Annotated in this window: 27 protein-coding genes; 10 read left to right on the top strand and 17 right to left on the bottom strand. The window is 50.3% G+C overall.

Annotation, left to right across the window (positions count from 1 at the left end; genetic code table 11):
* Window positions 1–31 precede the first annotated feature (31 nt).
* From KI367_RS23190 to KI367_RS23175, 4 genes are all read right to left on the bottom strand, one after another.
* Window positions 32–1015: a tRNA dihydrouridine synthase gene (locus KI367_RS23190; protein WP_212952334.1), complete on the bottom strand. Its 984-nt coding sequence runs from the start codon at window positions 1013–1015 to the stop codon at window positions 32–34.
* Window positions 1016–1537: 522 nt separating this feature from the next.
* The gene (locus tag KI367_RS23185) at window positions 1538–2254 is read right to left on the bottom strand and encodes a 3-ketoacyl-ACP reductase (RefSeq protein ID WP_212952333.1); all 717 of its coding nucleotides are present in this window, start codon (window positions 2252–2254) and stop codon (window positions 1538–1540) included.
* A 384-nt stretch (window positions 2255–2638) separates the two neighbouring features.
* On the bottom strand, window positions 2639–3226 hold the full coding sequence (locus tag KI367_RS23180; RefSeq protein ID WP_212952332.1) for an ATPase: 588 nt from the start codon (window positions 3224–3226) through the stop codon (window positions 2639–2641).
* Window positions 3219–3395 carry a hypothetical protein gene (locus tag KI367_RS23175; protein ID WP_212952331.1) on the bottom strand — a complete coding sequence of 59 codons (177 nt, stop codon included), beginning with the start codon at window positions 3393–3395 and terminating at the stop codon, window positions 3219–3221. Before KI367_RS23175 ends, KI367_RS23180 begins: the two co-directional genes overlap by 8 nt.
* Before the next feature lie 283 nt (window positions 3396–3678).
* On the opposite strand from KI367_RS23175, the gene KI367_RS27680 reads away from it, so the two are divergent.
* The 3 genes from KI367_RS27680 (at window position 3679) to KI367_RS23160 (ending at window position 5081) form a co-directional block, all read left to right on the top strand.
* Window positions 3679–3819 carry an Ltp family lipoprotein gene (locus KI367_RS27680; protein WP_212952330.1) on the top strand — a complete coding sequence of 47 codons (141 nt, stop codon included), beginning with the start codon at window positions 3679–3681 and terminating at the stop codon, window positions 3817–3819.
* Between the two features lie 111 nt (window positions 3820–3930).
* On the top strand, window positions 3931–4275 hold the full coding sequence (locus KI367_RS23165; RefSeq protein ID WP_246537219.1) for a helix-turn-helix domain-containing protein: 345 nt from the start codon (window positions 3931–3933) through the stop codon (window positions 4273–4275).
* Window positions 4197–5081: an IS3 family transposase gene (locus KI367_RS23160; RefSeq protein WP_212952329.1), complete on the top strand. Its 885-nt coding sequence runs from the start codon at window positions 4197–4199 to the stop codon at window positions 5079–5081. The genes KI367_RS23165 and KI367_RS23160 overlap by 79 nt, the downstream gene beginning before the upstream one ends.
* A 207-nt stretch (window positions 5082–5288) precedes the next feature.
* On the opposite strand, the gene rlmD is transcribed toward KI367_RS23160, so the two are convergent.
* From rlmD to KI367_RS23140, 4 genes are all read right to left on the bottom strand, one after another.
* On the bottom strand, window positions 5289–6791 hold the full coding sequence (gene rlmD / locus KI367_RS23155) for a 23S rRNA (uracil(1939)-C(5))-methyltransferase RlmD (protein ID WP_212952328.1): 1503 nt from the start codon (window positions 6789–6791) through the stop codon (window positions 5289–5291).
* A 311-nt stretch (window positions 6792–7102) separates the two neighbouring features.
* On the bottom strand, window positions 7103–7984 hold the full coding sequence (locus KI367_RS23150; RefSeq protein WP_036714990.1) for a diacylglycerol kinase: 882 nt from the start codon (window positions 7982–7984) through the stop codon (window positions 7103–7105).
* A 122-nt stretch (window positions 7985–8106) separates the two neighbouring features.
* Complete coding sequence (locus tag KI367_RS23145; protein WP_212952352.1) at window positions 8107–8871, bottom strand: sirohydrochlorin chelatase; 765 nt, start codon at window positions 8869–8871, stop codon at window positions 8107–8109.
* A 1-nt stretch (window position 8872) separates the two neighbouring features.
* Entirely contained in the window at window positions 8873–9163 is a 291-nt protein-coding gene (locus KI367_RS23140; RefSeq protein WP_036714986.1) for a YerC/YecD family TrpR-related protein, read from the bottom strand.
* Between the two features lie 751 nt (window positions 9164–9914).
* On the opposite strand from KI367_RS23140, the gene KI367_RS23135 reads away from it, so the two are divergent.
* The gene (locus tag KI367_RS23135; protein WP_212952327.1) at window positions 9915–10463 is read left to right on the top strand and encodes a hypothetical protein; all 549 of its coding nucleotides are present in this window, start codon (window positions 9915–9917) and stop codon (window positions 10461–10463) included.
* A 220-nt stretch (window positions 10464–10683) separates the two neighbouring features.
* On the opposite strand, the gene corA is transcribed toward KI367_RS23135, so the two are convergent.
* The 4 genes from corA to KI367_RS23115 all read right to left on the bottom strand — a co-directional run bounded on the left by corA (window position 10684) and on the right by KI367_RS23115 (window position 14987).
* Entirely contained in the window at window positions 10684–11643 is a 960-nt protein-coding gene (corA, locus tag KI367_RS23130) for a magnesium/cobalt transporter CorA (RefSeq protein WP_212952326.1), read from the bottom strand.
* Window positions 11644–11906: 263 nt separating this feature from the next.
* Entirely contained in the window at window positions 11907–12896 is a 990-nt protein-coding gene (locus KI367_RS23125) for an inorganic phosphate transporter (protein ID WP_212952325.1), read from the bottom strand.
* A 15-nt stretch (window positions 12897–12911) separates the two neighbouring features.
* Window positions 12912–13526 (bottom strand): DUF47 domain-containing protein, encoded by a 615-nt coding sequence (locus tag KI367_RS23120; RefSeq protein WP_036714980.1) that lies wholly within the window; start codon window positions 13524–13526, stop codon window positions 12912–12914.
* Window positions 13527–13868: 342 nt separating this feature from the next.
* The gene (locus tag KI367_RS23115) at window positions 13869–14987 is read right to left on the bottom strand and encodes a DUF3048 domain-containing protein (protein WP_212952324.1); all 1119 of its coding nucleotides are present in this window, start codon (window positions 14985–14987) and stop codon (window positions 13869–13871) included.
* Window positions 14988–15270: 283 nt separating this feature from the next.
* On the opposite strand from KI367_RS23115, the gene KI367_RS23110 reads away from it, so the two are divergent.
* Together KI367_RS23110 and KI367_RS23105 are read left to right on the top strand one after the other, a co-directional pair.
* Window positions 15271–15786, top strand: coding sequence for a DoxX family membrane protein (locus KI367_RS23110; protein ID WP_212952323.1), 516 nt, complete (start codon window positions 15271–15273; stop codon window positions 15784–15786).
* Window positions 15787–16087: 301 nt separating this feature from the next.
* Window positions 16088–16624 carry a DoxX family protein gene (locus KI367_RS23105; RefSeq protein ID WP_212952322.1) on the top strand — a complete coding sequence of 179 codons (537 nt, stop codon included), beginning with the start codon at window positions 16088–16090 and terminating at the stop codon, window positions 16622–16624.
* Window positions 16625–16719: 95 nt separating this feature from the next.
* Here KI367_RS23105 and KI367_RS23100 read toward each other — a convergent pair whose 3' ends face one another.
* Both KI367_RS23100 and KI367_RS23095 read right to left on the bottom strand, forming a co-directional pair.
* Window positions 16720–17499, bottom strand: coding sequence for a DODA-type extradiol aromatic ring-opening family dioxygenase (locus tag KI367_RS23100; protein ID WP_212952321.1), 780 nt, complete (start codon window positions 17497–17499; stop codon window positions 16720–16722).
* A 158-nt stretch (window positions 17500–17657) separates the two neighbouring features.
* A complete protein-coding gene (locus KI367_RS23095; protein WP_212952320.1) occupies window positions 17658–18491 on the bottom strand; it encodes an alpha/beta hydrolase family protein in 834 nt (277 codons plus the stop codon).
* A gap of 188 nt (window positions 18492–18679) precedes the next feature.
* On the opposite strand from KI367_RS23095, the gene KI367_RS23090 reads away from it, so the two are divergent.
* The 4 genes from KI367_RS23090 (at window position 18680) to KI367_RS23075 (ending at window position 21468) form a co-directional block, all read left to right on the top strand.
* Complete coding sequence (locus KI367_RS23090; protein ID WP_212952319.1) at window positions 18680–18850, top strand: hypothetical protein; 171 nt, start codon at window positions 18680–18682, stop codon at window positions 18848–18850.
* Window positions 18851–18923: 73 nt separating this feature from the next.
* Entirely contained in the window at window positions 18924–19589 is a 666-nt protein-coding gene (locus tag KI367_RS23085) for a DUF1129 family protein (protein ID WP_212952318.1), read from the top strand.
* Between the two features lie 158 nt (window positions 19590–19747).
* The gene (locus KI367_RS23080; protein ID WP_212952317.1) at window positions 19748–20710 is read left to right on the top strand and encodes a hypothetical protein; all 963 of its coding nucleotides are present in this window, start codon (window positions 19748–19750) and stop codon (window positions 20708–20710) included.
* A 233-nt stretch (window positions 20711–20943) separates the two neighbouring features.
* The gene (locus KI367_RS23075) at window positions 20944–21468 is read left to right on the top strand and encodes a 5' nucleotidase, NT5C type (RefSeq protein ID WP_212952316.1); all 525 of its coding nucleotides are present in this window, start codon (window positions 20944–20946) and stop codon (window positions 21466–21468) included.
* 207 nt (window positions 21469–21675) lie between these two features.
* Here KI367_RS23075 and KI367_RS23070 read toward each other — a convergent pair whose 3' ends face one another.
* From KI367_RS23070 to KI367_RS27675, 3 genes are all read right to left on the bottom strand, one after another.
* Window positions 21676–22176, bottom strand: a complete 501-nt coding sequence (locus tag KI367_RS23070) for a DUF3221 domain-containing protein (protein WP_212952315.1) — start codon at window positions 22174–22176, stop codon at window positions 21676–21678.
* Between the two features lie 158 nt (window positions 22177–22334).
* On the bottom strand, window positions 22335–23450 hold the full coding sequence (locus KI367_RS23065; protein WP_212952314.1) for a S1 family peptidase: 1116 nt from the start codon (window positions 23448–23450) through the stop codon (window positions 22335–22337).
* Window positions 23451–23543: 93 nt separating this feature from the next.
* Window positions 23544–23672: a DUF6809 family protein gene (locus KI367_RS27675; RefSeq protein ID WP_341000119.1), complete on the bottom strand. Its 129-nt coding sequence runs from the start codon at window positions 23670–23672 to the stop codon at window positions 23544–23546.
* Window positions 23673–23934 lie beyond the last annotated feature (262 nt).

Raw genomic sequence — 23934 nt, 5'->3', positions numbered from 1 at the left:
CTAAGGGACGGAGTTGCTCCGCATACCTTATTTAACTTTCTGCGCCCTCATCCATATGTTGCGTAAATTCGTCCAGAAGCGCGCGCACTTCATCGGTAGACGTCGTGCTCATCAATTGATTTCTTAGTTCGCTTGCCCCCCGGAACCCTTTGACATAAATCTTGAAAAAACGGTGAAGAGCTTTGAATGGACGGGCCTCTAATTTTTGGGAGTACTGATCATGGAGATCCAGCTGCAATCTTAAAAGATCAAGGTATTCGCTGCTACTATGCTCCCTCGGCTCTTTTTCAAAAGCAAATGGATTTTTAAAAATACCGCGCCCGATCATGATCCCATCCACGCCATATTGTTCAGCCAGCTTCAAGCCCGTTTGACGATCAGGAATGTCTCCGTTAATCGTCAGCAGCGTATGCGGCGCCACACGATCCCGAAGCTCCTTGATCTCAGGAATCAGCTCCCAATGCGCATCGACTTGGCTCATTTCCTCTCTCGTCCTCAAGTGGATCGAAAGATTAGCGATATCTTGCTTCAAAATATGGGTCAACCAGTCCTGCCATTCATCCACTCTTGTGAAACCAAGTCTGGTCTTCACGCTTACAGGCAATCCTCCTGCCTTGGCCGCTTGAATGATGTCAGCCGCAACCTCTGGCCGGAGAATGAGGCCGCTTCCCTTCCCGTTGCATGCCACATTATGGACAGGACAACCCATATTGATATCGATCCCTTTAAATCCCATCTTCGCCATATCGATACTCATTTTTTCAAAATACTCCGGCTTATCGCCCCATATATGCGCGACCATGGGTTGTTCATCCTCGGTAAAGAGCAGCCGGCCGCGCACGCTATGATTGCCTTCCGGGTGACAATAGCTCTCCGTATTCGTAAACTCCGTAAAAAACACATCCGGTCTTCCCGCTTTACTCACGACATGACGAAAAACAACGTGCGTCACATCTTCCATCGGTGCAAGCACAAAAAAAGGCCGGGGTAAATCAAGCCAAAAATTGTTGTTCACTTCAAACTCAAATCCTTTCGTTATGATGCAGTTTCAAACGTTGTCCCAACATATTACGCCTAATGTTCTTCTTATCCGCTTATATCATGCTTAATCACTTAATGATTAAACAATAGTACTCTTGGAGATCCAACCAAGCAACTGCTTAGTGCTTACTGACAATATTATATATCAAATTAAAAGAATTTTTTATCTTGTCAGCCTTTAAGAAAAAAGAACCAATTCCCCAACAGAAATTTTCGGTGCGGCCGGAAATCATACAATCCTTTTTTAGAAGACACAAAAACCGAGGAGAAACGGGAGTAGATACCCTCTCGGACGGCTCTCATGCAAACTTTTTGTCCTTTAGTCAGACTTCTTAGACTTTGGGTGAACGCAGATGCTAATTATGTTGAGTAGATCGTTTGGACAGATTGATGCCGTGCCCCTAATGGCTTACACCCATATTGGAGCTTTTTATGATATAAAAAGGAAGACGCCACCCCACATACATAGGGCAGCGTCTTGATATTTCAACTATCATTAAGGGTTGGTTGACCAGAGTCCGGCATGTTTTAGTAAAACACGCGGATGAAGTTTTAGCTGTGCAACCATCAAGTCTGCTAAATCCTCCGCCTGCATCACTTTATCCGGATTGCCGTCTGTTAAGTTGAGTTCAACAGCCATATCTGTTGCCACCGTACTTGGCGTTAACGTGGTCACACGGATATTGTGCTTACGCACTTCAAGCATTAATGACTCGCTTAATCCGATCACCGCAGCTTTTGAAGCCGAGTATGCGCTTGTAACCGGTGCGCCTTTTTGGCCGGCCGTCGAGGAGATATTAATGATGTCGCCTGTTTTGCGCTCAATCATTTCCGGGAGTACCGCACGAGTTGTGTAGTACACGCCTTTTACGTTGACATCGATAATATTGGTCCATTCCTCAGGCGTTAAGTCCATGAAGTTGCCGAATTTGGAGATGCCGGCATTGTTGACCAAAATGTCGATCGCGCCAAGCTCACCGCGAATGGATTCAACCGCTGCAGTGATCGAGTCTAGATCCGCTACGTTTGCCGCGGCGATGGCCACCTTCACATCATACTGTTTAAGTTCCTCTGCTACGCGTTGCAAATTTTCAAGCGTGCGTCCGACAAGACCTACGTGAATACCTTCTTTGGCAAAAGCTATTGCTGTTGCACGTCCAATTCCGCGCCCTGCTCCTGTAATTAACGCCACTTTGCCTTGGATTGTTTGCATGGTGTTCACTCCTTAATAAAATCGTTTTGAAACAACGCTGAACCCTGCATTCCACCGTTGCCTCAATATATAAACTTGCAAAACAGTCATTTACTCAATGTTCGACCCCACATATTGTATCACGACTTGATTTGAATCTGAAATGTCATGATGGAAAAACAGGAGTGGAGCAGTGATTATCCATCTACCACAAGCATTGATTAAAGCTGCCAGCAAGATATGCACAGTTCATCTTCAGGATGTCAAGAAAGTCCTCAACAACTATTTTTATCTCCAAATTATGCAACGCGATACCGCGGTAATATTGTAAAAAAAAGGAAATTACTCAGATCGCATTCCATCATAAATGAAAAGAAGAACAACCCAGATCCTTGGCTGTTCTTTTTACGTTAAATATTGCTGTTCAATAATTTCAACCCAGTGTGGAAGCGACTCCGCACGATGTGTAATCAAACCATTTCGTATGACAAGAGCAGTTTCACCTTCAGATCGGCTATTATCAACAACAATAAGGTGGTCAAGCAAATGAAGATGTGAAATTAAATTTTGCATTGAGGTATCATGTCGTCTAACAATATCCTCAGCTGGAATGTGATGTCCACCATTTTTAACACGCACTGCTACCCTCTCAATATTCAAGCAATAATCTCCTAGGCCAACGTAAAACATGGTTACTTCGAATCCGCTTGCTTTGGCACCCTGCATAAGACGTATGGCGTTACTTCCGGCCAATGTTGTTTCGATTGAAAAGTCGCGGCTATTATGAATGCAATCTCTTGCTAATTTTATGGCCTCTTTCCCAGCAGATACCCTTCGTCTCTCTGGATGATCAGAATCCAGTCCTCGAGCCAAAGCATCGGGGTCAATGTTTATACTGATCCCAAGCCGGTCAACAATTAGATTACGGATCGTGCTTTTTCCACTGCCATTGTTCCCGGCGAAAACATACATGATTGGCATTGATTCATGCATGACTGCTATCACGTTCGGTTATTGGAATAATATTTCCGTCACTGTATTCTTTTACTATTTGGCCTTCAGCCGTCTTGTATACAATGTACGTTTCATTGGCCTTGGCATCCAACTTCGCTCGATCACCCGTTAGTTTAATCAACTTCTGGAGATCTTTGAATTGATTCATTCGGCTCACCATCCTGTTACACCAGTATTGGCTTTTAATCTGATTATAACACAAGAGAAGCTCCTGATTAGAATCTCTTTGATTGGGACAACTGAGTTATTGAAGTCTCATAAAGTGTGATACACGCCTTAAAAGGAGGTAGAATCGTAAAGTAGTAACCCAAAACAAAAAAATCCATCCGGAAAGTTGCTGTATCAAGTTCAATGCGGCATACCTCGGCTACAATTTTGATTAACCGGGAGTCCACGTGAAGATCATATCGGAACTTAGGGATCCAGATTAAATGGGGTTGGAAAGAAAATCCATAGAAAAGGCCGAGCAATATGCAGAGTCTATGAATATGTCGAATTCGGCTATTTACGATCAATTGATTTCAGAATACGGAGAAAAATTTACTAAGGAAGATGCAAAACGCCATAGATAATTTAAAATAAGATAAAAAGGCCCTACTGGCTATATGAAGTGCACCCCTTAGAACAGACATTGGAAAAACCCCTTGGTTTAACCGATGAATTTCTAGGGGGTGTATTTTTTTATGGCGACTAAAGGTCAAAAGTTTAAGACATATTCTGAGGAAATCAAAATAGAGGCCGTCCGCCTGCACGTAGAGGAAAAATGGACATATCGGCAAATCAACGAACACTTAGGAATACAAGATAAGGATCGAATGAAGCGATGGATGCGTAAATACCGTGAGCAGGGTGAATTTGGTCTACTGGATCAACGAGGAAGGCGGAAGGAATATTTAGATCAGGAGCGATATGTTCAGCAGTTGAAAAGGGAGAATGCGATGCTAAAAAAGTGTTTAGAAATCTGGATGCGGGAGGGAAAGAACAGCGTTTCAAGCTCATTGAACAAGCAGCGAACTTCGGGCAAATAGCTGAATATTGCCAACTCCTTGGCGTCTCTAGAAGTGGTTACTACGCATATTTGAAGCGGAAGAACAACGATCGAGACGCCGAGGCTAAACGACTCATCCACACGGTGTATAAACGCTACGAAGGAAGGTATGGCTACCGGCAGATCCAGTTGTTCTTGTGGCAGGATGAAGGTGTGTGGATGAACCACAAGAAGGTGCTTCGCCTTATGCAAAAGCTCGGTCTTCAAGCCAGCATTCGCCGGAAACGTCGATTTAATATGACATACCAGGCTGCCGAGCGTGTAGCTGATAATCTGCTTAAGCGAAATTTCACAGCCGAAAAACCAAGCCAGAAATGGGTGAGGGATGTGACTCAATACCGGATAGGCGAGCGCTGGTTGTATCTCTCGGCAGTGAAAGACCTATTCAATAACGAGATTGTGGCCTACCAACTTAGCGAACGCAACAACAATGAGCTGGTCCTCCAGACCTTCGCCAAGGCATTTGCCAAGCAAAAAGACGTGACCGGATTGGTCGTTCACAGCGACCAAGGGTTCCAGTACACGTCTCATGCTTACCACGACATGCTGCCAAAGGTTGGCGCCCAAATCAGCATGTCTCGCCGGGGCAATTGCCTAGACAACGCCTCCATGGAGAGTTTCTTCTCGCATCTCAAAACGGAAGGACTCTATCCCTATGATATACGAAATCTGGCAGAGGCACAAAGACGAATCGAGAAATACATAAGTTTTTACAACCGAAGACGACCACAGCGTAAATTAAACAAACTGACGCCGGTAGAGTACCGGCGCCAGTTTCAAGCTTAGGTGTTTTTTCAATGTCCACTAAATGGGGTCTTGACCAAATGCTAAAAGTGTCTTTTTTTATGTCGAATTATCACCATTTACTGGTGTTCATCTGAATTTTTCACATCAAATTCACATCAAATTCGATATTCCATCTCTGTTATAGTCTTAATCAAATAACTGTAACAATCTAAAAAGCATTGATTCATAAGGAATTAGATCTCTGTATCAATCCCTTATTATCAGAGCCACATTTTCAATATGTGTTGTATGCGGGAACATATCCACCGGCGTCACTTCCACCGTGCGATACCCGCCATCCTCCAATACGCGCAAATCCCGCGCCAGCGTAGAAGGATTACAGCTTACATAGACCACCCGCTCCGGTTTCATCTCCAAAATCGTCTCCAGCAGCTTCGGATCGCAGCCCTTGCGCGGCGGGTCGACGACGATAACGTCCGCTTCGATCCCCTGCTCTTTCCAGGCAGGAATGACATCCTCGGACGCGCCAACCTCAAACGTAACGTTGCTCATTCCGTTTAGCTCCGCATTGCGGCGCGCATCTTCGATGGCTTCCGGCACGATCTCGACGCCGTACACCTTGCCGGCATGCTGCGCCAAGAACAGCGAAATCGTTCCGATGCCGCAGTACGCGTCAATGACCGTCTCTTTTCCGGTCAACCGGGCGTATTCCACCGTTTTGCCGTACAGCACTTCGGTCTGCGCCGGGTTTACCTGATAGAACGACCGCGCCGAGATGGCGAACTTCACGTCGCCGATATAGTCATGAATCACTTCGCGGCCCCACAGGACGCGGGTGACGTCCCCGAAAATCACGTTCGTCTGCTTCGTGTTCACGTTCTGACAGATGCTGACCACCGATGGCAGCTGTTCGCGAATCGCACCGATCCATTCGTCCGCGTGCGGGATCTTGTCCCCGTTGGTGACCAGAACGATCATCATCTCGCCGGTACGGAAGGCGACCTTCACCACAACGTGACGAAGCAGACCTTGGCCGGTTTCTTCATCGTACGCGGAGATGCCGAGCTTGCGGCCGATTGCCTTCACGCGGGCAACGACCTCGTCGTTGCTTTCGTGCTGGATGAGGCAGGCTTCCATGTCGATGATGCGGTGGCTGCCGCGGGCGTAAAAGCCGCCCACCAGGCCGCCTTCGGTGACGCCGATCGGCACCTGGGCCTTGTTGCGGTAGCGCCATGGTTCGTCCATGCCAAGCGTGGCATGAACCTGGATCCCCCGGGAGTTCCCTGCTTCCGAAGGTGCCGCCTCAACAGGCTCTCCCGGGCCCCCGCGCCGCAGCTCCGGCTCCCCGAGCACCTGCAGCTTCCCGATCCGCGTCAGGTTGTCCACGACAAGCTGACGTTTCCAGGCCAGCTGCGCGGAATAATCCATATGCTGCAGCTGGCAGCCGCCGCATTTGTCGAAGATCGGGCAGGGCGCGGCGATGCGGTCCGGGCTGGCTTCGACCAGCTCGAGCAGTTTGGCGTAGCCGTACTGCTTTTTGGTCTTCAGCACTTTCACGCGCACTTTTTCGCCGGGCAAAGCGCCCGCGACGAATAACGTATATCCTTCGGCCCGGCCCACGCCTTCACCGTCATGGTTCATTCCGATGATGTCGATGACGACCTCGTCGTTTTTGGCCACCGGCAGTCCGGTGGTGGGTGCAGGCGTGCTGCGGCGGCCGGCGTTCCGGCGGCTTTGTCGCTTGTTCATGCTGCTTACGTCACTTCTTTCCTTATATATTCAATCGTAAAATGGAGGCCTATTGCAGACACCATTTTCCGTATGCATTCGCCTAACGTCTTTATTTTTAAAAAGGCAATGAACTTCCCTGCATGACATCCATCCTATTATACCAAACATCTCCCCAACGCAAAAAAGATCAAGATGTCCCGCTCCCCTTCCCGGTGCGATGGGCAGCGACTGGACATCTTAACCTGCGTGAACTGCCGGTATGTATCGGTTTACGGCCGCTTGGGCCGTCTTGCAAACCGCAACGCTGGTCTTGCTAAAAAAACCATTCCTTACGCAAAAATCCTCAAATGCTGATGCAGCACCGAAAACTGGCCCGGAAGCGTTCCGCCCAGCTCGCCGTCGAGGTTGAGCAGCACCTTGCCCGGGGAAGTGACCTCCATCGAGCGGGTGCGGAAATACACGACCTTTTTGTCGTTAAAATGCTCGCCGCGCAGCGCCAACGTGACGACCCGGACGAATTCGGCCAGGTTGCATTTTTTGAGGGCGATCACGTCGAGCAGGCCGTCGTCGATCCGCGCGCCGGGCGCGAGCTTCTCGAAGCCGCCGACCGAGTTCGTGTTGGTGATGAGGAAAATCATGAATTCGTCGTGGATCGTCTCCTGCCCTTCGGCTTCGATGATCAGCTCCTGCGGCGACAGGCTGACCATTTTTTCGACCCCTTTAATGTAATACGCGAGCTGCCCGATCATCGTCTTGAGGCGGCTGGGCACGTCATAAGTCAGTTCCGTCAATGTCCCTCCGCCCGCGATGTTGATAAAATACCGGTCATTGGCTTTCCCGACGTCGATCGGACGGGTCTGCTGCCGGATCACGAGATCGCAGTAGTCCTCCCAGCTTCTCGGGATGCCCAGCCCGCGCGCAAAATCATTCGTCGTTCCCACCGGAAAAATGCCGAGCGGAGGCACATTGTCCTTGCCGGCCATGCCGTTGATGACCTCGTTCAGCGTGCCGTCGCCGCCCGCGGCGATGATCATGTCATATCCGCGTTCCACGGCATCCGCAGCCGCGGCCGTCGCGTCGCCTTCGCCGGTCGTCGCATGGCAGGAGGTTTCGATGCCGCCCAGATCAAGCCGCTGCAGCACGTCAGGCAGACGCCGCCTCATTTCCTCCCGGCCGGAAGTGGGATTATAAATCAATCTTGCTCTTTTCATTACCAAACGCCACCCATTTTAGGAATTCACACCGTTATGATTGCTCTAAGGGATGTCGCATGTCGGTGTCGCCAAAAGCACGCAACCTTAAGGCCATACGCCCCTTAGAAGAATATAGCCCATTATTCCACTTTTAACCAGTCTTGAACCTGCTGGTCAATCCACGCGGTCAGCAGCGGATGCGGCAGCAGCGCCTTGCCCGGATACAGGTAGCTCAAGCCTTCCAGACGTTTCGGAATCACTTCGCGGATAAAATAACCCTCACTCAAAAAAAGCGGAGCCGCAATGACCTGCATTCCCCGGTCCTTTTGCCAATATGCCACTTTCTCGCGAACGTTGTCCGGCCGCAGCAGCGCAACATCGCTGCATGCGAAGCCGCCGATCTCCCGCACCTGGTCCGCCAGCCGCCGGAGGCCTTCCTCCCAGCGTTTGCGAAAACTTTCATAACTGCTTCCATGTCCGATCAGGACAAGGACTTCCCGCTCCGGTTCCCGGGATACCGGCCGTATTTTATCCCACAACATTTCCGCCACGTAAGGCCCATGCTCGATCGGCGAGCCGTAGTGAATGGTCGCGCCGACACGAAACGGCTCCAGGTCGCTGTCGAAAGAAGGAGCATCCAGCACGCCGAGCGCGTATGCAATTTCGTTCACATGCGTGCTCCCGGAAGAAACGAACAGCGGAATGACCAGAATGTCCGTGACTCCCTGGCCTTCAAGCCGGTCGATGCCATCCTGAATGAGCCGTCCTTCCACGAGTTCCAAGAACGAAGCCGCCACAGGGAGGTCTCCCCGCAGCGGCAGCTGATGAATGGCTTCATCGACCAGATCGACCCAAGCCTGTTCCCTTGAGCCGTGGCTGATGATTAGTACGCCCCGTTTGCGCATCTTATCGTCCAAGACGGTCTAACGTCATTTTATACCCTTCGTTGCCGTAATTCAAACACCGTTTCACGCGGGAAATGGTCGCGGTGCTCGCTCCCGTTTCAGCCTCGATCTGGTTGTACGTGCAGCCTTTGCCGAGCATGCGCGCCACTTCCAGACGCTGGGACAGGGACTGGATTTCGTTCACAGTGCACAGGTCATCGAAGAACACGTAACATTCTTCAATATTTTCCAGCGTTAAAATGGCTTCAAATAATTGGTCAATACTTTTATCATTAAGTTTCTTCAGTTGCACTGAATCATCATCCCCTACTATTACTATTGCCTATTCAGGATTGTGCTCCCGTCACAGGGTCTTTCCACATTATAATATCGGTCAATCCATATTCAAATGATAGTCCTCTATGTACTCTCATTGTACCGAGCCGGTATAAAATTTTCAAGCGTTAACGAATTCACGCACTGAAGAGTTGCATGGCAGCAGGCTGAATAAAGCGACATGGATCAGCCGCCCGGTCCCCCGATGCCTTTCCATGGTTAAAATGCATCAAACACCACCTTCCACTTGAAAGCGCTTAAATTATACATCATCCATGCGGGCTTGTACATGATGTTTTGGTGGATCATTTCCAATTCCGGTTATTCGGCTCTTTATCCATCTCCGTACCTGCACCAACCGGGGCGCTGCTGAATCTTTTAGGATGAGGGCTCTGCGTTCCTTGAACGCGGATTTTGGGCAAAAGAAAAACCGCCCTATATGGCGGCATGGCCCGTCGCTGTTGGTGTCGTGCCCGTTCACTCCGGACTCGAAAGTCCTTCCTTGGCCCGTGAATTTTTTTCCTGATGATAATCCTCCCAGACCTGCAATTTCTACGCTGCCGCAGCCCCACACTCTGGAAGGACACCCCAAACCCGCTTGCCGGACGCCGCTTCTGGGTATTCGCCCGATTCCGCACCTATCCCTGTCTACCGGGCATTCGTCCATACCTTATGTTCGCCCATGACATACAGTATAATAAAACATTCCAAAAAGGAAAGTGATATCCATGCCTGAGCATTACTATCACCGCAAGCCCCGCAACGATCATCGCTCGCTGAACGGCGGTCCTTTCTCTCCTTACCCATCCTATTCACCCTATCCGGGTATCCCTTATAACGATTTTGGCGCCGGTCCGGGCACGGGCCTTGTTCCGATGCCGGGGGGCGAAGTGCTGCCAAGCGCCGAAGTGCTGACGGGAGCCGCCGAAGCGACCTCCGTGGCAGCTGCAGCCGCGCCTGCGGCTGCTGCCGCCAAATCGGGATTTTCCCTGGCCAATATCGGGGAGCTGAAAGGATTGATCGACCGGATGGGCGGGATTGACGGCATCGTCAATTCCATCGGGAAGGTGCAAAAGGTGATGACCGGCGTGCAGCAGGTGGCGCCGATGTTCAAACTGCTGTTCGGAAAAGGCAAAACGAACGCCGCCGAGGAGCCGGCCGAATACCGGCCCCGCCGCAGAAGAAACACGCGCAAAAAATCCTCTTCCCGCAAACGTTCGAACAACGCCTATCGCCCCGGCAAATCCTCGAAATCCTCCCGCAAAAAGCGGCGCTGACCAGACACATAGGAGCATACAATCTCCCATCCTTCCCAGCCCGGACATCGGTCCCCCGAACCCATCCGATCCCGGGCCGTTTCATGCCGCCATCGCGCCCGCCAGCCCGCAGGACGATACAAAGATGCTTAAATTTACATCCAGGGGACCGGAAGGTCCCCTCTTCCCCGTGGTTCGCGCTCCCAAAAAAGCCGCCCTCACGCGGCTTCCCGCAGCATATTTACTTAAACCAGCCCCGCCGCTGAAACCACAGCACCATGCCCGCCGCCAGAGCGAACATAAGCACCATCACCGCAGGGTAACCGTATTTCCAGCCGAGCTCCGGCATGTTCGTAAAGTTCATCCCATAAATACCGGCAATCAGCGTCAAAGGCATGAACACGGTCGTGATGACCGTCAGCGTCTTCATGATCGAGTTCATCCGGTTGGAGTTGAGCGAGATGTAGCTGTCCCGCAGATCGGCCGTCATTTCCCGGTCCGCTTCGATCATGTCGGTCAGCTTCAGCAAATGGTCGTAAATGTCGCCGAAATACACCTTATGCTCGCTGCTGCTTTGGACATGCTGGGAGTTCACGACCCGGTACAGCAAGTCGCGCATCGGCACGATCGTGCGCCGCAGCTTCAGCAGCCGCCCCCGCAGCTCGAACACCTGCTTCATCAGCTCCTCGACCGATTCCCTGCTGCCCCGCGTTTCAAGCTCCGCCAGCTCGTCTTCGATCGTGAACACGCACGGAAAATATTTGTCCACCAGCTTGTCCATCACGTTGTAGGCGCAGGACACCGGCCCGCGGGACCAGATTTTCCGGTCATGGGCATGCTGGATGATTTCCTTCCACGCTTCGTCCACTTCCTCCAGCTCTTTTTCGTGGAACGATACGAGCAAATCCTGCCCGAGAAACAGATCCACCTCTTCCACATGGAGCGTATCGGGATCGATGGCATGAAGCACGTAAAATTGCAGTTCGTCGTAATTGTCCAGCTTCGGGCGCTGCAGCACATGGAGGCAGTCCTCCACCGCAAGCGGGTGAAAATGGAAATAAGTCGTCAGCAAGGCCGATTCCTCTTCGGTCGGCGCGTTAAAGTCCACCCACATCCAGGCGTAATCCCCCGGACGGGTGTCCTCCAGCGGAAAATTCGTCACCACCTCATGCGTATGCGTCACAGCCAGCGTGCGTATCATCGGTTATCGACAGACTCCTTTCGAGAGCGGGATGCACAAGCCCAAATCCGTCCCTTGTGTTATTCCTTTTATTGTACAGCAAAGACAGCCGTACGCGAAATTCGGGAGGGGGACCGTTTCCCGGGCACGGGGACAAGCGCCAACGTCAGCCTTTTGAACGACGCGCCGTACTCCTCACCCAAACGCCGGGCCGGCCGATTTCGGGCATACAAAAAAGCCAACCTCATCGATTGGCCCCCACTTCATATCCATATGTGATTTGTCTAGAATAAAATCTTATAAATAATGCCTGCCAGAATCGCGGAGATCGGGATGGTAATGAACCACGTGACCACGATCCGTCCGGCCAGCGACCATTTCACTTCGGAAAAACGCTTGGCGCTGCCTACCCCGAGAATCGCGGAGGTAACCGCATGGGTCGTACTGACCGGCAAATGCAGCAGCGTTGCGCCGAAGATAACCGAAGCCGAAGTAAAGTCCGCGGCAAAGCCGTTGATCGGCTCGATTTTGAATATTTTCGTCCCCATCGTCTTGATGATCTTCCAACCGCCGACGGAAGTACCGAGCGCCATCGATGTGGCGGCAGCGATTTTTACCCAAAGCGGAACTTCGAGATGATCCAGACGGCCGGACGCCACCAGCGCGAACGTGATGATCCCCATCGCCTTCTGCGCGTCGTTCGTGCCGTGCGTGAAAGACTGTGCGGCTGCCGTGACGATCTGCATCATCCGGAAGCCTTTGTTCACGGTATGCGGGCTTTTTTTCGCAAAAATCCATTTCAGGATCGTCATGATGATGTAACCGACCACAAACGCGATCAACGGGGAAAGCAAAAGTCCCTCGACGATTTCGATGAATCCGCTCCATTTGACATGGTTCGAGCCGGCTCCGACAAATACCGCTCCGGCCAAAGCGCCGATCAGCGCGTGCGAGGAGGAGGACGGAATCCCCAGCCACCAGGTGAGAAGGTTCCAGATAATCGCGGCCAGCAGCGTGGCAATGACCACTTCGATCCCGTTATCGAGCGTGGATGGATCCGCGACGCTTCCGCCGATTTTTTTCGCGACGCCCGTAAACATGATGGCCCCGACGAAGTTCATGATGGCCGCCAGAATGATCGCCGTACGCGGCTTGAGCGCCCGGGTCGATACCGAGGTTGCGATGGCATTCGCCGTATCATGGAAACCGTTGATGAAATCAAACGCCAGCGCCAGGAAGATGACAATGCCTAATACAATGATTGGTGTCTCCATGTGTTTGTAAACCCCTTACGAGTTGCTCATAATAATCGATTCCAACATATTGGCCACATCTTCGCACGTATCCGTGGTCGTTTCGAGACGTTCGTAAATTTCCTTGCGTTTGATCAGCTCGATCGGATCGGATACTTTGGCGAACAGGGCTTTGATGGAAATGCGAAGCAGCTCGTCCGCTTGGTTTTCCAGATCGTTCAGACGAATCGTATATTCGCGGATGGCAAGGAGCTTTTTCTGGGACAGCAAATGAACCGCCTTTTGAATCTCATAGGCCGACTGCCGCAAAATTTCCGCAAACTGAATGATATACTCGTCAGGGTCTGGCAGATGATACATATCGAAGCGGGAAGCGCAGGCCTCCAGTCCGTCCATTACATCATCCATGCTGGTTGTCAGATCCATGATGTCGTCGCGTTCGATTGGCGTTATAAACGTTTTGTTGAGCTCGGTAATAATGGTGTGTGTAAATTCGTCACACTGCGACTCAAACTTTTTCATTTCGTTGGCAAAAAGAACCACATCTTGAAGATTGGCCACATGCTGTGCGAAATAATCGGCAGCCTGCACAATCGTATCGGCCATATTTTCCAACGTCTGGAAGAATATGTCCTTTTTCTTCAATTTCATACGATAACCCCTTTACTTAAAATTGCTTGTATAAATTGAACAAAAGTTTAATCTTCCATATCCCGGTCCTGCCGATTTAATGAAACGATGCTCCTTTGCTTTCGTCCAATTTATAAAGAACGCGCGAAAACGGAAAAAAGACAACCCTAGTTATCTTATCAATCCACGGCGTATTTTGTAAAGATAACGGCTTTCAATTTTCGCGTAATCGCAAGGGTTTGCCGGTTGTCTTACCTTCAAAATACCCAATCTCCCGTAAAATTATCCAAGCGCTGGATATTACCCCTGCCAGTATTTACATAATGACGTCGAAGTTCGTCCCTTTATGCTTTAAACCGGAGCTCACTTTGAACGTAAAATTTCGACATGGCTCGCGAAGGACGGCGCGTTCGGCACGATGTTGAAATACGTCGTTCCCGGGTACAGCGGCACTTCCTTGCCGTCCTTGACGAACCGGATCGCATCCCCCTTGGCGCGCGCCCAGCGCCCTTGGAGCACTTTGCCCCGCTGCAGCAGCACGGCTTCCCCGCCGGAGACGGTATCCACGGCCAAACGGCCGACGTCGTCGAGGGTCTTGTGGCTGGCGCCGAGAATGATGACGTTGGCCGCGGTCAGCTGCTCTCCCGTGTTCAGGTCGATATGCGGTTTGCCGTTGATGGATCGCTTGTACAGCTTGCTCGCTTCTTCGTACCGGTATTCGACCTTGTAGCTTTTCAGCAGGAAGGTTACCTCCGCCCCTGATGCGTCCTCGCCCTCTGGAAGGTCCTCCTCGGCCCGGAACGCGTACGCCGGGATATCCGCTTCCTTTTTGTAACCGCGCTTGTCTGCGCCCTTCCGGAGCGTGTCTGCGTCCGAATACAGGTTATGCGGAGCTTTGCGCGACTTGTCTCTCCAAAAGTATGCCCCTGCGTTGCCGATTTCATCGAGGTCTTCCTTATGCTGCTTCTGCAAAATGGCGTACGCGTCGTTGCTGCCTCCGGCATGCACCAGCACGCCGCCGTAGCTTTCCCCGATATCGATCAAATACGGGCGGATGCTGCGGATCGGGCCGATTTTTTCGTTCGTGCCCCGGCTTTGGAAAATGCCGATGAGCCGCGTGATGCCGCCTTCGGCCAGCACCTCGTATACGATATCGGCCTGGGACAGCCCCGACTGCGGACGCGCGGCCGGCGCGTTGTTGATCATGACCGCAAGCGGGCGTGCCGAAGCGGGCTTGTCCACGGGCAGCCCCGTCAGCGGCGCGGTGTAGGCGATCTTCGCCGGTTCCTCCGGAACGACTGGTTCGTTCTGGGCCGGTGCCGGCTCCTCCGGCGGCGTCGCTTCTTCCACAACCGGCGCCTGGGGCGCTTCCGCCTTCGGCTGCCCGCATGCGCCAAGCGCCGTCCCGAGCATCATCAGGCAGAGCAGTCCGCTCCCCAGCTTGTACCATCTGCGCGTTTCCCCATGGCCCTGCTTCTTCATCGATGAATGGATCCTCCTTTTCCTCTCTCCGTGCTTCCTTTTTTCACCATTTAATCACAAACGGCAGGCTTTGTCTTTGAAAAACCGAAATTTTTTGGCCTTCGCTTTCGACTGCTTGGGGGAAATATGGCGATTGTATTATAAATCGTTGATTACGCTACTTGCCGGTGAAGGACTGTAACTTATAATTTAAGGATGTTATTCCATTAAATACTAAAATTTGAAGCGGTAAAGGAATGACAAAGAAAGCACCCTGCCATATAAAAATGAAGGAGTGGGAAAATTGTTCAACAATTGGCTGAGAAAAAATCAAATCGCCATGTGTTTGCTGACGGTCGTCCGGATTTATTTGGGGTACACCTGGTTAAAGGGCGGGATCAAAAAGTTGACCGGAGGTTTCGATGCCGGAGGGTTCCTGAAAGGCGCAATCGCCAAAGCGTCGGGCGAACATCCTGCGGTGCAGCACTGGTGGGCGGCTTTTCTGAAACACGGGGCGCTCCCTGGCGTCAAACTGTTCAACGTTCTGATCCCGCTCGGCGAAACGCTCGTCGGCTTGGGACTTCTGCTGGGCACCTTCGCCACTCTGGCCGCCTTGATGGGCATGGTCATGAACTTTGCTTTCCTCTTCTCGGACAGCGTTAGCGTCAACCCTCAAATGATCCTGCTCGAGATGATCCTCGTAGCCGCTGCCGCCAATGCCGGACGCATCGGGCTGGATTATTGGATCATGCCTTATCTGCGCACTTTGTTCTCCAAAAAGCCAACGCCCTCCGCCTCAACGCCGCACGAAAGCATATAACGTCTGCAACAGCTAAGCCTATTCAAACCTGCATGAATTTCTCGTACGGAGCCGGGCCGGATTTCCGTTCGGCTCCGTTTTCGCATGGCTGCCTGCCGGAGAGAGGGATTCCCGAAAAAATAATTTTAAATTTTATTTATATTGTGATTTTTATCACATATATTGTGAAAATTATCACATATAATAAAGACATGAAAGAGATGATCATCCTCCAACAAAACAAAGAAGCGAAACACCAAGGCTCAAGCAGACCAAACGCTTCTTCCAAAAAATACGAAACCCGAAAAAGGAGTGGTTCAATATGTTCAACAATTGGCTGAGAAACAACAAAGCGGCGATGTGGCTGCTGACGGTCGTCCGGATTTACCTGGGATATACGTGGTTCATGGGCGGGATCGGAAAATTAACCGGCGGATTCGATGCCGGAGGGTTCCTCAAAGGAGCCATCGCCAAAGCGGGCGGCGATCATCCCGCCGTGCAGGGCTGGTGGGCCGCCTTCCTGGAACATGGCGCATTGCCCGGCGTGAAGCTGTTCAACTTCCTGATCCCCGTCGGGGAAACGCTGGTCGGACTGGGCCTGATCCTGGGCACCTTCACCACCTTCGCCGCCCTGATGGGCATGGTGATGAACTTCGCCTTCCTCTTCTCGGGCACCGTAAGCACCAACGCCCAAATGCTGCTGCTTGAAATGTTCGTCGTCGTGGCCGCCGCCAATGCCGGACGCATCGGGCTGGACCGCTGGGTGATCCCTTACCTGCGGAACCTCTTCCGCCGGAACGGCGAAGGCAACACGCCATTCCCGCAAGGCGGGATGACGAAAACGAAAGGCGCCGCCTAAAACGGCAAACAAGCGATCCCTCCCCCGCGGGAGAACCCAAAAGAGCCGGACTGAATCTTCAGCCCGGCTCTTGATTTTATTTTTGTCACGTGTCATTAGGAACCGAACATCCAGCAGTTCAGGCTCAAATTGCCGTACTGATAGTCCTGGAACAGCCGCTTGGCCCGGCGGTCGTCGTCCGCCGCGCCCATGGCGTAAAACAGCGGGATAAAATGCTCCACGCCGTAAGACGGCACCGCCTGGCGGACATGGGGGGCTTTTTTGTCGTATTCGAAAAGCTCGCCAAGCTTCCAGCCTTCAAGCTTTTCCGCAACCCAATCATCGAACTCCACCGCCCACTCGTCCGGCGTCTCCGTCTGCCCCAGCATCCGCAAATTGTGCACGAGGCCGCCGCTGCCGATGATCAGCACGTTTTCCTGGCGAAGCTCCTTCAGCATCGCGCCGATCGCGTATTGTTCCGATGGAGAACGTTTGGAGTCGACTGACAGCTCGACAACGGGAATGCCGGCATCCGGATACATTTTCTGCAAAATGACCCATGCGCCATGGTCGAGCCCCCGGCCGGAAACGGTCTGATGCGGCAGGTTGCCTGCCTCGAACAGCTCCCGGATCCGTCCGGCAAGCGCCGGGGAACCCGGAGCCGGATAACGCAGCTCGTACATCGCGTCGGGGAAACCGTAAAAGTCATGCATCGTCCCGTTGGTCTCGTCCACGCTTACCGACTGGTCGGCTTCATCCCAATGCGCGGAAAAGACGGCGATGGCTTCCGGCACGGGCAGCTCCCGTCCGAGATTTTCCAAAAAACGCGTGTAGCCGTTATCCTCCAGGGCGAGCATGGGTGAACCGTGCGCTACAAATAGAGATGGTATTGTCATCGATGTCAACCTCCACACGCCAGTATAAGTTGCTACTTATATTTTACCGCGTAGATCAGGATAATTCCAACTTCTGTACACCGTGTCTTTTCCACCCTCTGCCGCCGCGCCGATCCGAACATGCCGCGGGTGCGCCCAAGCGCTTTTTTTCCGAAGCTTTAGATCGACCAATGCTGCCAGTCCTGCTGCTGGGAGATTTGCTCGTTCAGCCATTCTTTGGTCCGGTGAATCAGCTGGTTGCAGTGCGGCCCCGACGAATACGTATGGTTGCCCTGAAAAATGATTTCCTTGTCGCAGCGCCCCTCGGACCGCATCCAAAACACTTTTTGATACAAAAACGCGTAATCCACCGGGATCGTATCATCCGACGTTCCGTGCACGACCAGCACGTTGCCGCTGAATTTGACCGCTTCCTGGAAAGGCTGGAACATGCCCAGCGAGTCGAAAAAGGCCGGCGTCAGCCCGAAGCCGAGATAATCCGCGCTGCCTTCCTTTACCGCTTGGTCATATACGTCCCGGCCGGTGATTTTCACGATGTCGCTCAGCGGGTAACCGACCGCCGACCACAGCACCAAATTTTTGACCCTGCGGTCGCGCACCGCCGTCAGGATCGCCACCGCCCCGCCGAGGCTGTGCCCGATCAAAGTGACTTGCGACGGATCGACGTTCCCGCATTCCAGCGCGTAATCGAGCACCGTCCGCGTCTGGGCGATCATCGATTCGAGCCCCTCTTTGCCGTACGAGCCGGTGCTTTCCCCGCATCCCGCAAAATCGAAGCGCAGCACCATATACCCGGCACCCGCCAACTCGCGCGCGGTTTTCACGAACAAACGGTCTACCCCGATCCGGCTGCCGACGAAGCCGTGGCATATGACGACGAGCGGAACCCGCTCCCCTTTAGGTCCGTTTTTCCCTTCCGGCTGCGCCGCCGGATAATGCAAGCTTGCGGTCAGCTCTTCCTGCCCGTAACGTATGCCGATTTGTCTTTCCATCGCGTCACTCCCCCTTTAATTCCGATCGACCCAAGACTGAAAACCGAAGATATGTGGTCTTTCTATTCCTTAACTTATAATTCCGATAAGTTTAATGAGTTTTAGATACAACCATATTAGCACCGCTCGTTCGGCTGTGTCAAATAGATCGTTTTTATGGAAGCCGGCGTGGTATGGAACCGGGCAGCATGACAGAAACTAGGGTCAAAACCGAATGCAGAAAGGGACGTGTCGTTATGTGGCAGCAATGTCTAGCTCATATTCGCGAGCATCCGCTGTCCTGGGTGCTGGTCGTATGCGTCATCGCGGCCGTCATATACGTGTTTGTCCATCGCGAGCAGCTTTTTCATCTCGAATGAAGCCCCCATGCTCCGAGCGGACTTGAATCCGGCAATGCCAGTTCCTATACTTGATGTATACGGAGGAACGGACATGACAACGAGAGAAATGGTACAAGAAAACAACCGGCTGCGGGAGCAAATGACGCCGGCGAACAGGGATTTTTACGAAGATATCGTCGTTTATGTAAGAGACAGCCGGGCGGACCGTCAACGGGGCGAGCAGCGGCTGCTGGAACTGGCCCGGGAAGTGCTGGAAGCCCAGCAAAAAGGAATTCCGGCATCCACGCTGTTTGGCGGCGATGCGGAGGCCTTTGCCCAATCGGTGGTCGACACGCTGCCGCAGGTCCGAAAGCTCGAAGGTCCCGCCTACTATCTCATGATCGCGTGGACCGCTTTGACGATTTTGTTCCTGGCGGAAGTGGTCATCGGTTTCGGCGCGCAGCTTGCGGGGCAAAGCGGAGAAAGCCTGAACCGCATCAGCGTGCTGGCGATCATTCTGGTCGCGGCGGGCGCGATCGTCCTGACGGAGATCTTTATGAAATCCCTCGGCAAAACGGCGGATACCGGTCCGCAAAAACCCGGAATCAACCTGAAGGCGATCGGCATTTATTTGGTGATCATGGTCGTCGTGATGGTCGTCGGATTTTCGCTGCGCGGCGTGCTGCCGGTGTGGACGGTACCGCCGTGGGTGAGCCTGGTTCTATGCATCATCGGCTTTCTCGGGTTGCGGTTTATCTTTTTGCGCAAAACCAAATAATTCCCAAAACATCTTTGGACTGAACAACGTAAGAAGCGTTCGGGCAAAGATGTTTTTTATTTTCCGCCAAAAAAGTTTACAAGTCCGAAACAAGCGGACGCGATGATGAAACAAGACGCGGGTAATATGGGTGTAACGAAACCTTGGAGGTGCTTTACATGAAAAAATGGACCAAATCCGCAGCCGCGGCCGCTGCTTTAATCGCCGCCATCAGTTTGCAAACCGGCGCCCCAGCCGTTCATGCGGCCGAAGCCGTGCCACAAGCCGCCCCTGGAGGCGGGCCGACAACGGCACCTGCTGCCGCTTCCGCCAAAACGGCGCATGCCAATGCGGTGTTCAACCAAATGATGAGATTGCTCAAATCTCCTTCCAAACAAGCCGAGGCCGTCGCTTACATGGAGAAAAACATCTATCAAGTAACGCCTTGGCAGGCCACCATCATGGTGCTGAAGCTTGAAAACGCCGAAAAGGCGAACCTCGACGCTTGGAACGACAAATTTTACAGGGACAACGTGCAGCAAAAGCTCACGAAGCTGATGAAGCAGGGCGACGACCTCACTTCCCTGATCAGCAAAACAAACGATAAAAGCTTGAAGACCCTGTTCGCAGGGGCACGCGACAGCGGTTACCGCATCGATACGGCCGAGGGCATGTTCTATCTCGTGCTCGATTACCCACGCCTTCAAAAAGTACGCGCCTACGTCATCAACGACATCAAAAGCTATATCGACATCATGACGGCCGAAACGAAATCCCCGTTCGCGCGCGATGCCGCTTTGTCGGTCGGCTGGACGGAAGCAACGAAACGCGCTTTGTCGGATGAGGCGTTCCTGAAGTCCTACCCGACATCCAACCGGGCGACGCAAGTCAAATCGTTGTATAACCTGTACCTGGGCGTTTCCATGTACGGCCTCAACAACACGCCGATGTTCGACTATGACACCAAAAAGGTTGATCCGGAGGGAAAAGCAGCCCTGCAGGCAGCCGTTCAAAAAGGGGACCCTTCCAAGAGCGCTTACCTGAAAAAGATCAAAGGATTCCTGGAAGTACTCGAGAAAAATCACGATATGTTGACGCCGGAGGTTGAGAAATATCGGAAAGCGGCAACGGGAAATTCGTAAATTCTTGAAAAAGATCGGCCGATAGCGCAGCTTGGATGGGACGATCCCTTCTAAAGTGCGGAAAAGAACCCACCTTTGGTGCTAAACTTGGGGTGGGTTCTTATTTTTCTGTAACGCCTACTGGGCCGGAATATTTTCTGCTAATTAACTTTGCGTCCGTCAATAAAACAGAGCTATTATGTTTTTATATAGAGCCAGGCAAGAGATTAAGCGAATGGGAGGAGAGGGGCTGTATGCAAAGAATTGCAATTGATATGGACGAAGTTATAGCTGATTTTAACCCTAAACACTTGCGAGTGTTCAATCGTGATTACAATGAGAATCTCACTTTGAATGACTTGATGGGAACACGTCTTAGGGAGTTGCGTCCTCAGTTTCAGAAAGAGATTATTGCCTACTTGAATGACCCTACGTTTTTCCGTGATTTAGATGTCATGAAAGATTGCCAGGAAGTAATCAAAAAATTAAGCCAACGGTTTGAAATCTTCATCACCACAGCGGCGATGGAGTTTCCATCTTCCTTCACTGCGAAATATGAATGGTTAAAGGAACATTTCCCTTTTTTAGATGAGATGAATTTTGTTTTTTGTGGAGATAAGAGTATTATCAATGCGGATTACCTAATTGATGATAATGTAAGACACTTTAAAAGATTTAAGGGTCAAGGAATTTTGTATACTGCACCGCACAATATAAACGAAACAGGATACGTTAGAGTTAACAATTGGCTGGAAATACAGCGGTATTTTCTAGGATAATTGAAGCGATAGCTTTCATATTATAAGAGGAGAGAGTCACTTCAGAACGGAGTGGCTCTATACCACCACCTACTCCCCAACATCCTTCACCTCCCCCAAAACACCTCCACCATCACCATAGCCCCCATCCTAAACCCTTGCTCGAATATGCCACCATTGTTCCTCTACGTACATGCGGATGGTCTCCGTTATCGCTTTATTCATTGCTCAATTATGATTTAAATCAATAGTGATTTCCTTTTCTTCGAAGTTTTTTTTGCTATCAAAAAGTACAACGACCCATTTATTTTCTGTTATGTTATAATCGATCGTTTTTATGACAGGCACATCCATGTCTTTGCATTCATTGATTGCTTTTACTATTGCTTCTTTCTTAAATTTTTCATTTTGTTGTTCGTCATGGGTAATTCCAATTTTCTTTGCTTTTCCCTGGGCCGGATTTGAAGTTTCAAGCCCACCGTCAAATTCGACTGATATTCTATCCCCAATGTCTAATTCCATAGATGTTATGACCCATATAGCTTCACTTTTATTTTCTGAATCAGCAATATAATTTGTGACTAGTACTCTCCCGATTTCTTTTTTTACAATATAACCGGAAAAAGTAGTATTTATAAAATCACCTTTTTCTGTGTCAGATTCACTATTAGAACATCCGGAAATAAAAATAAGTAATAACTGAAACATAATAAAATACTTTATTCTCATTCAAACCTCCTAAATTAGCTGCAGCCGGTTATAAATATAACCGGCTACAACTATTATTTTAATATGGGGTGCCATACGTGAACAACGTCAAATCTGACCAATAGGTATGAAATGTGGAGATTTTTGTAGCTGAAGCCCATGCATCTGTTCCAGTTACGCTAGACTTTCCTGACATAACCCCATTTAAGCGTATTGAGACTAAATAATGGAGCTCCGCTATCTCCATTATTCTGAAAAGAGTAATTAGGGTTGGAAATTTTAATCTGGTCGGGTCTGATTACTCCACTGATTGTAGGAGTAAAGCTTGTACTTGTTACTGTGCTACATGTGTATCCAGTAGCAATACCAGATTTACATACGCTTTGGCCTTGAATGACACCAGCATCACCATTAAAGTACCCATCATAACTGGTTGTTGATGATTTGATTACTCCATTACTAATTTGTCGACCAGATTCAGTAATTTTGATAAGCCCGATATCTTGTCCATTTCCGGCAGTAGACCACTCAACTCCAACTTTAGAGGTGTTTTGGTTAACGGCTGTTTTTCCATCGCCGCCTGATGATAAACAATGTTCAGCTGTAATAATATATCTTTCTGTACCTTTTTTAGCTGTAGCGGCCACTGTGCAACTACTATTATTAATGGCTACACCACCACCGATAATCGAGTTATTACCAGTTCTAGATATGGTATGAACTCCACCTTTATATTCTGGACTTACTCTTAATTCGATAATATCTCCATATGCTTCATCAAGAGCACTTTTCGCTTGCTCAGAAATATTCGTAGCCTCAACAATGACCTTATCAATTTCTTCATCAGTATAAGTTGATGTAATTTCTGCACCCAGCTTGACAAACTCATTCCATCGATTATAAAGCCCAATATTCGCTTGTTGCAATTCATTTGAACTGTATATATTTCCTTCTACTTCCCTCACCTCTAACATATCTGAATAGGTGGTGGAGCTAAGATTTGTTAAGGCATTAGCAAGCGTCATTGATGCCACCGAATCTTTTGGTAGAGAGATAACTAGCTTTTTACTATTATCTAAAGATTGACTATTTTGGCTACTTTCGAAATAAAGAGTGCCATGTTCTTTTAAATCCTTCATAAAGGGCTCAATGTATTGAATAACTGCTTTCTCTTTGGAGATTAAAGAAGCAACGGTATCATTTTGAAACGTTTCCGTAAGTGGTTCAGCTGAGACACTATTCACAAGAAAACCAAAAACAACAAATGAAGCTAGAATGGAACTTATTTTTTTCATAGTAACCCTCCTTCTTTTTATTTCATCTTAATCTATTATTTACCATATTTTTTTATTTTGGTTCAATTTATTATTATTTCCCTGCTTTTGTAATCAAAAACGATTAACCTCGATCAATTCCGTTAGTTTTCTGTTAACCGGCCGATATTCAGGATCTGCGGGGATAATCTGCTCTCCAGGATTCAAGTTACCGTAATATAATTCTTCTATTATATTCTTCATTTGCTCCCACACGAGTATTTATAAAGTAGGGAATTGGAAAATGTGTAACTCCACTCCCCCCGCCTAGTTTACCTCAGACTCACCGCCAAATTGAATTTTATGCGAAATCTGTATATTGATTGATTATTAAATTACGAGTGTTTTGCATAATTCCGTTTCAGAGAAGAAGCGATAGCATATTCACTGTCGTTAAGGGGTAATTTTCGAAAATGGTATTATATGGATGAAGAAAAGGGCAGACTTGCAGAATTTTAGAACAGCT

Origin of the sequence: Paenibacillus cookii, assembly GCF_018333375.1 — a bacterium.
Taxonomy (GTDB): domain Bacteria; phylum Bacillota; class Bacilli; order Paenibacillales; family Paenibacillaceae; genus Paenibacillus_AQ; species Paenibacillus_AQ cookii.
The sequence above is the reverse complement of the archived record's forward strand: the minus strand, read 5'-3'. Positions and strand labels throughout refer to the sequence as shown.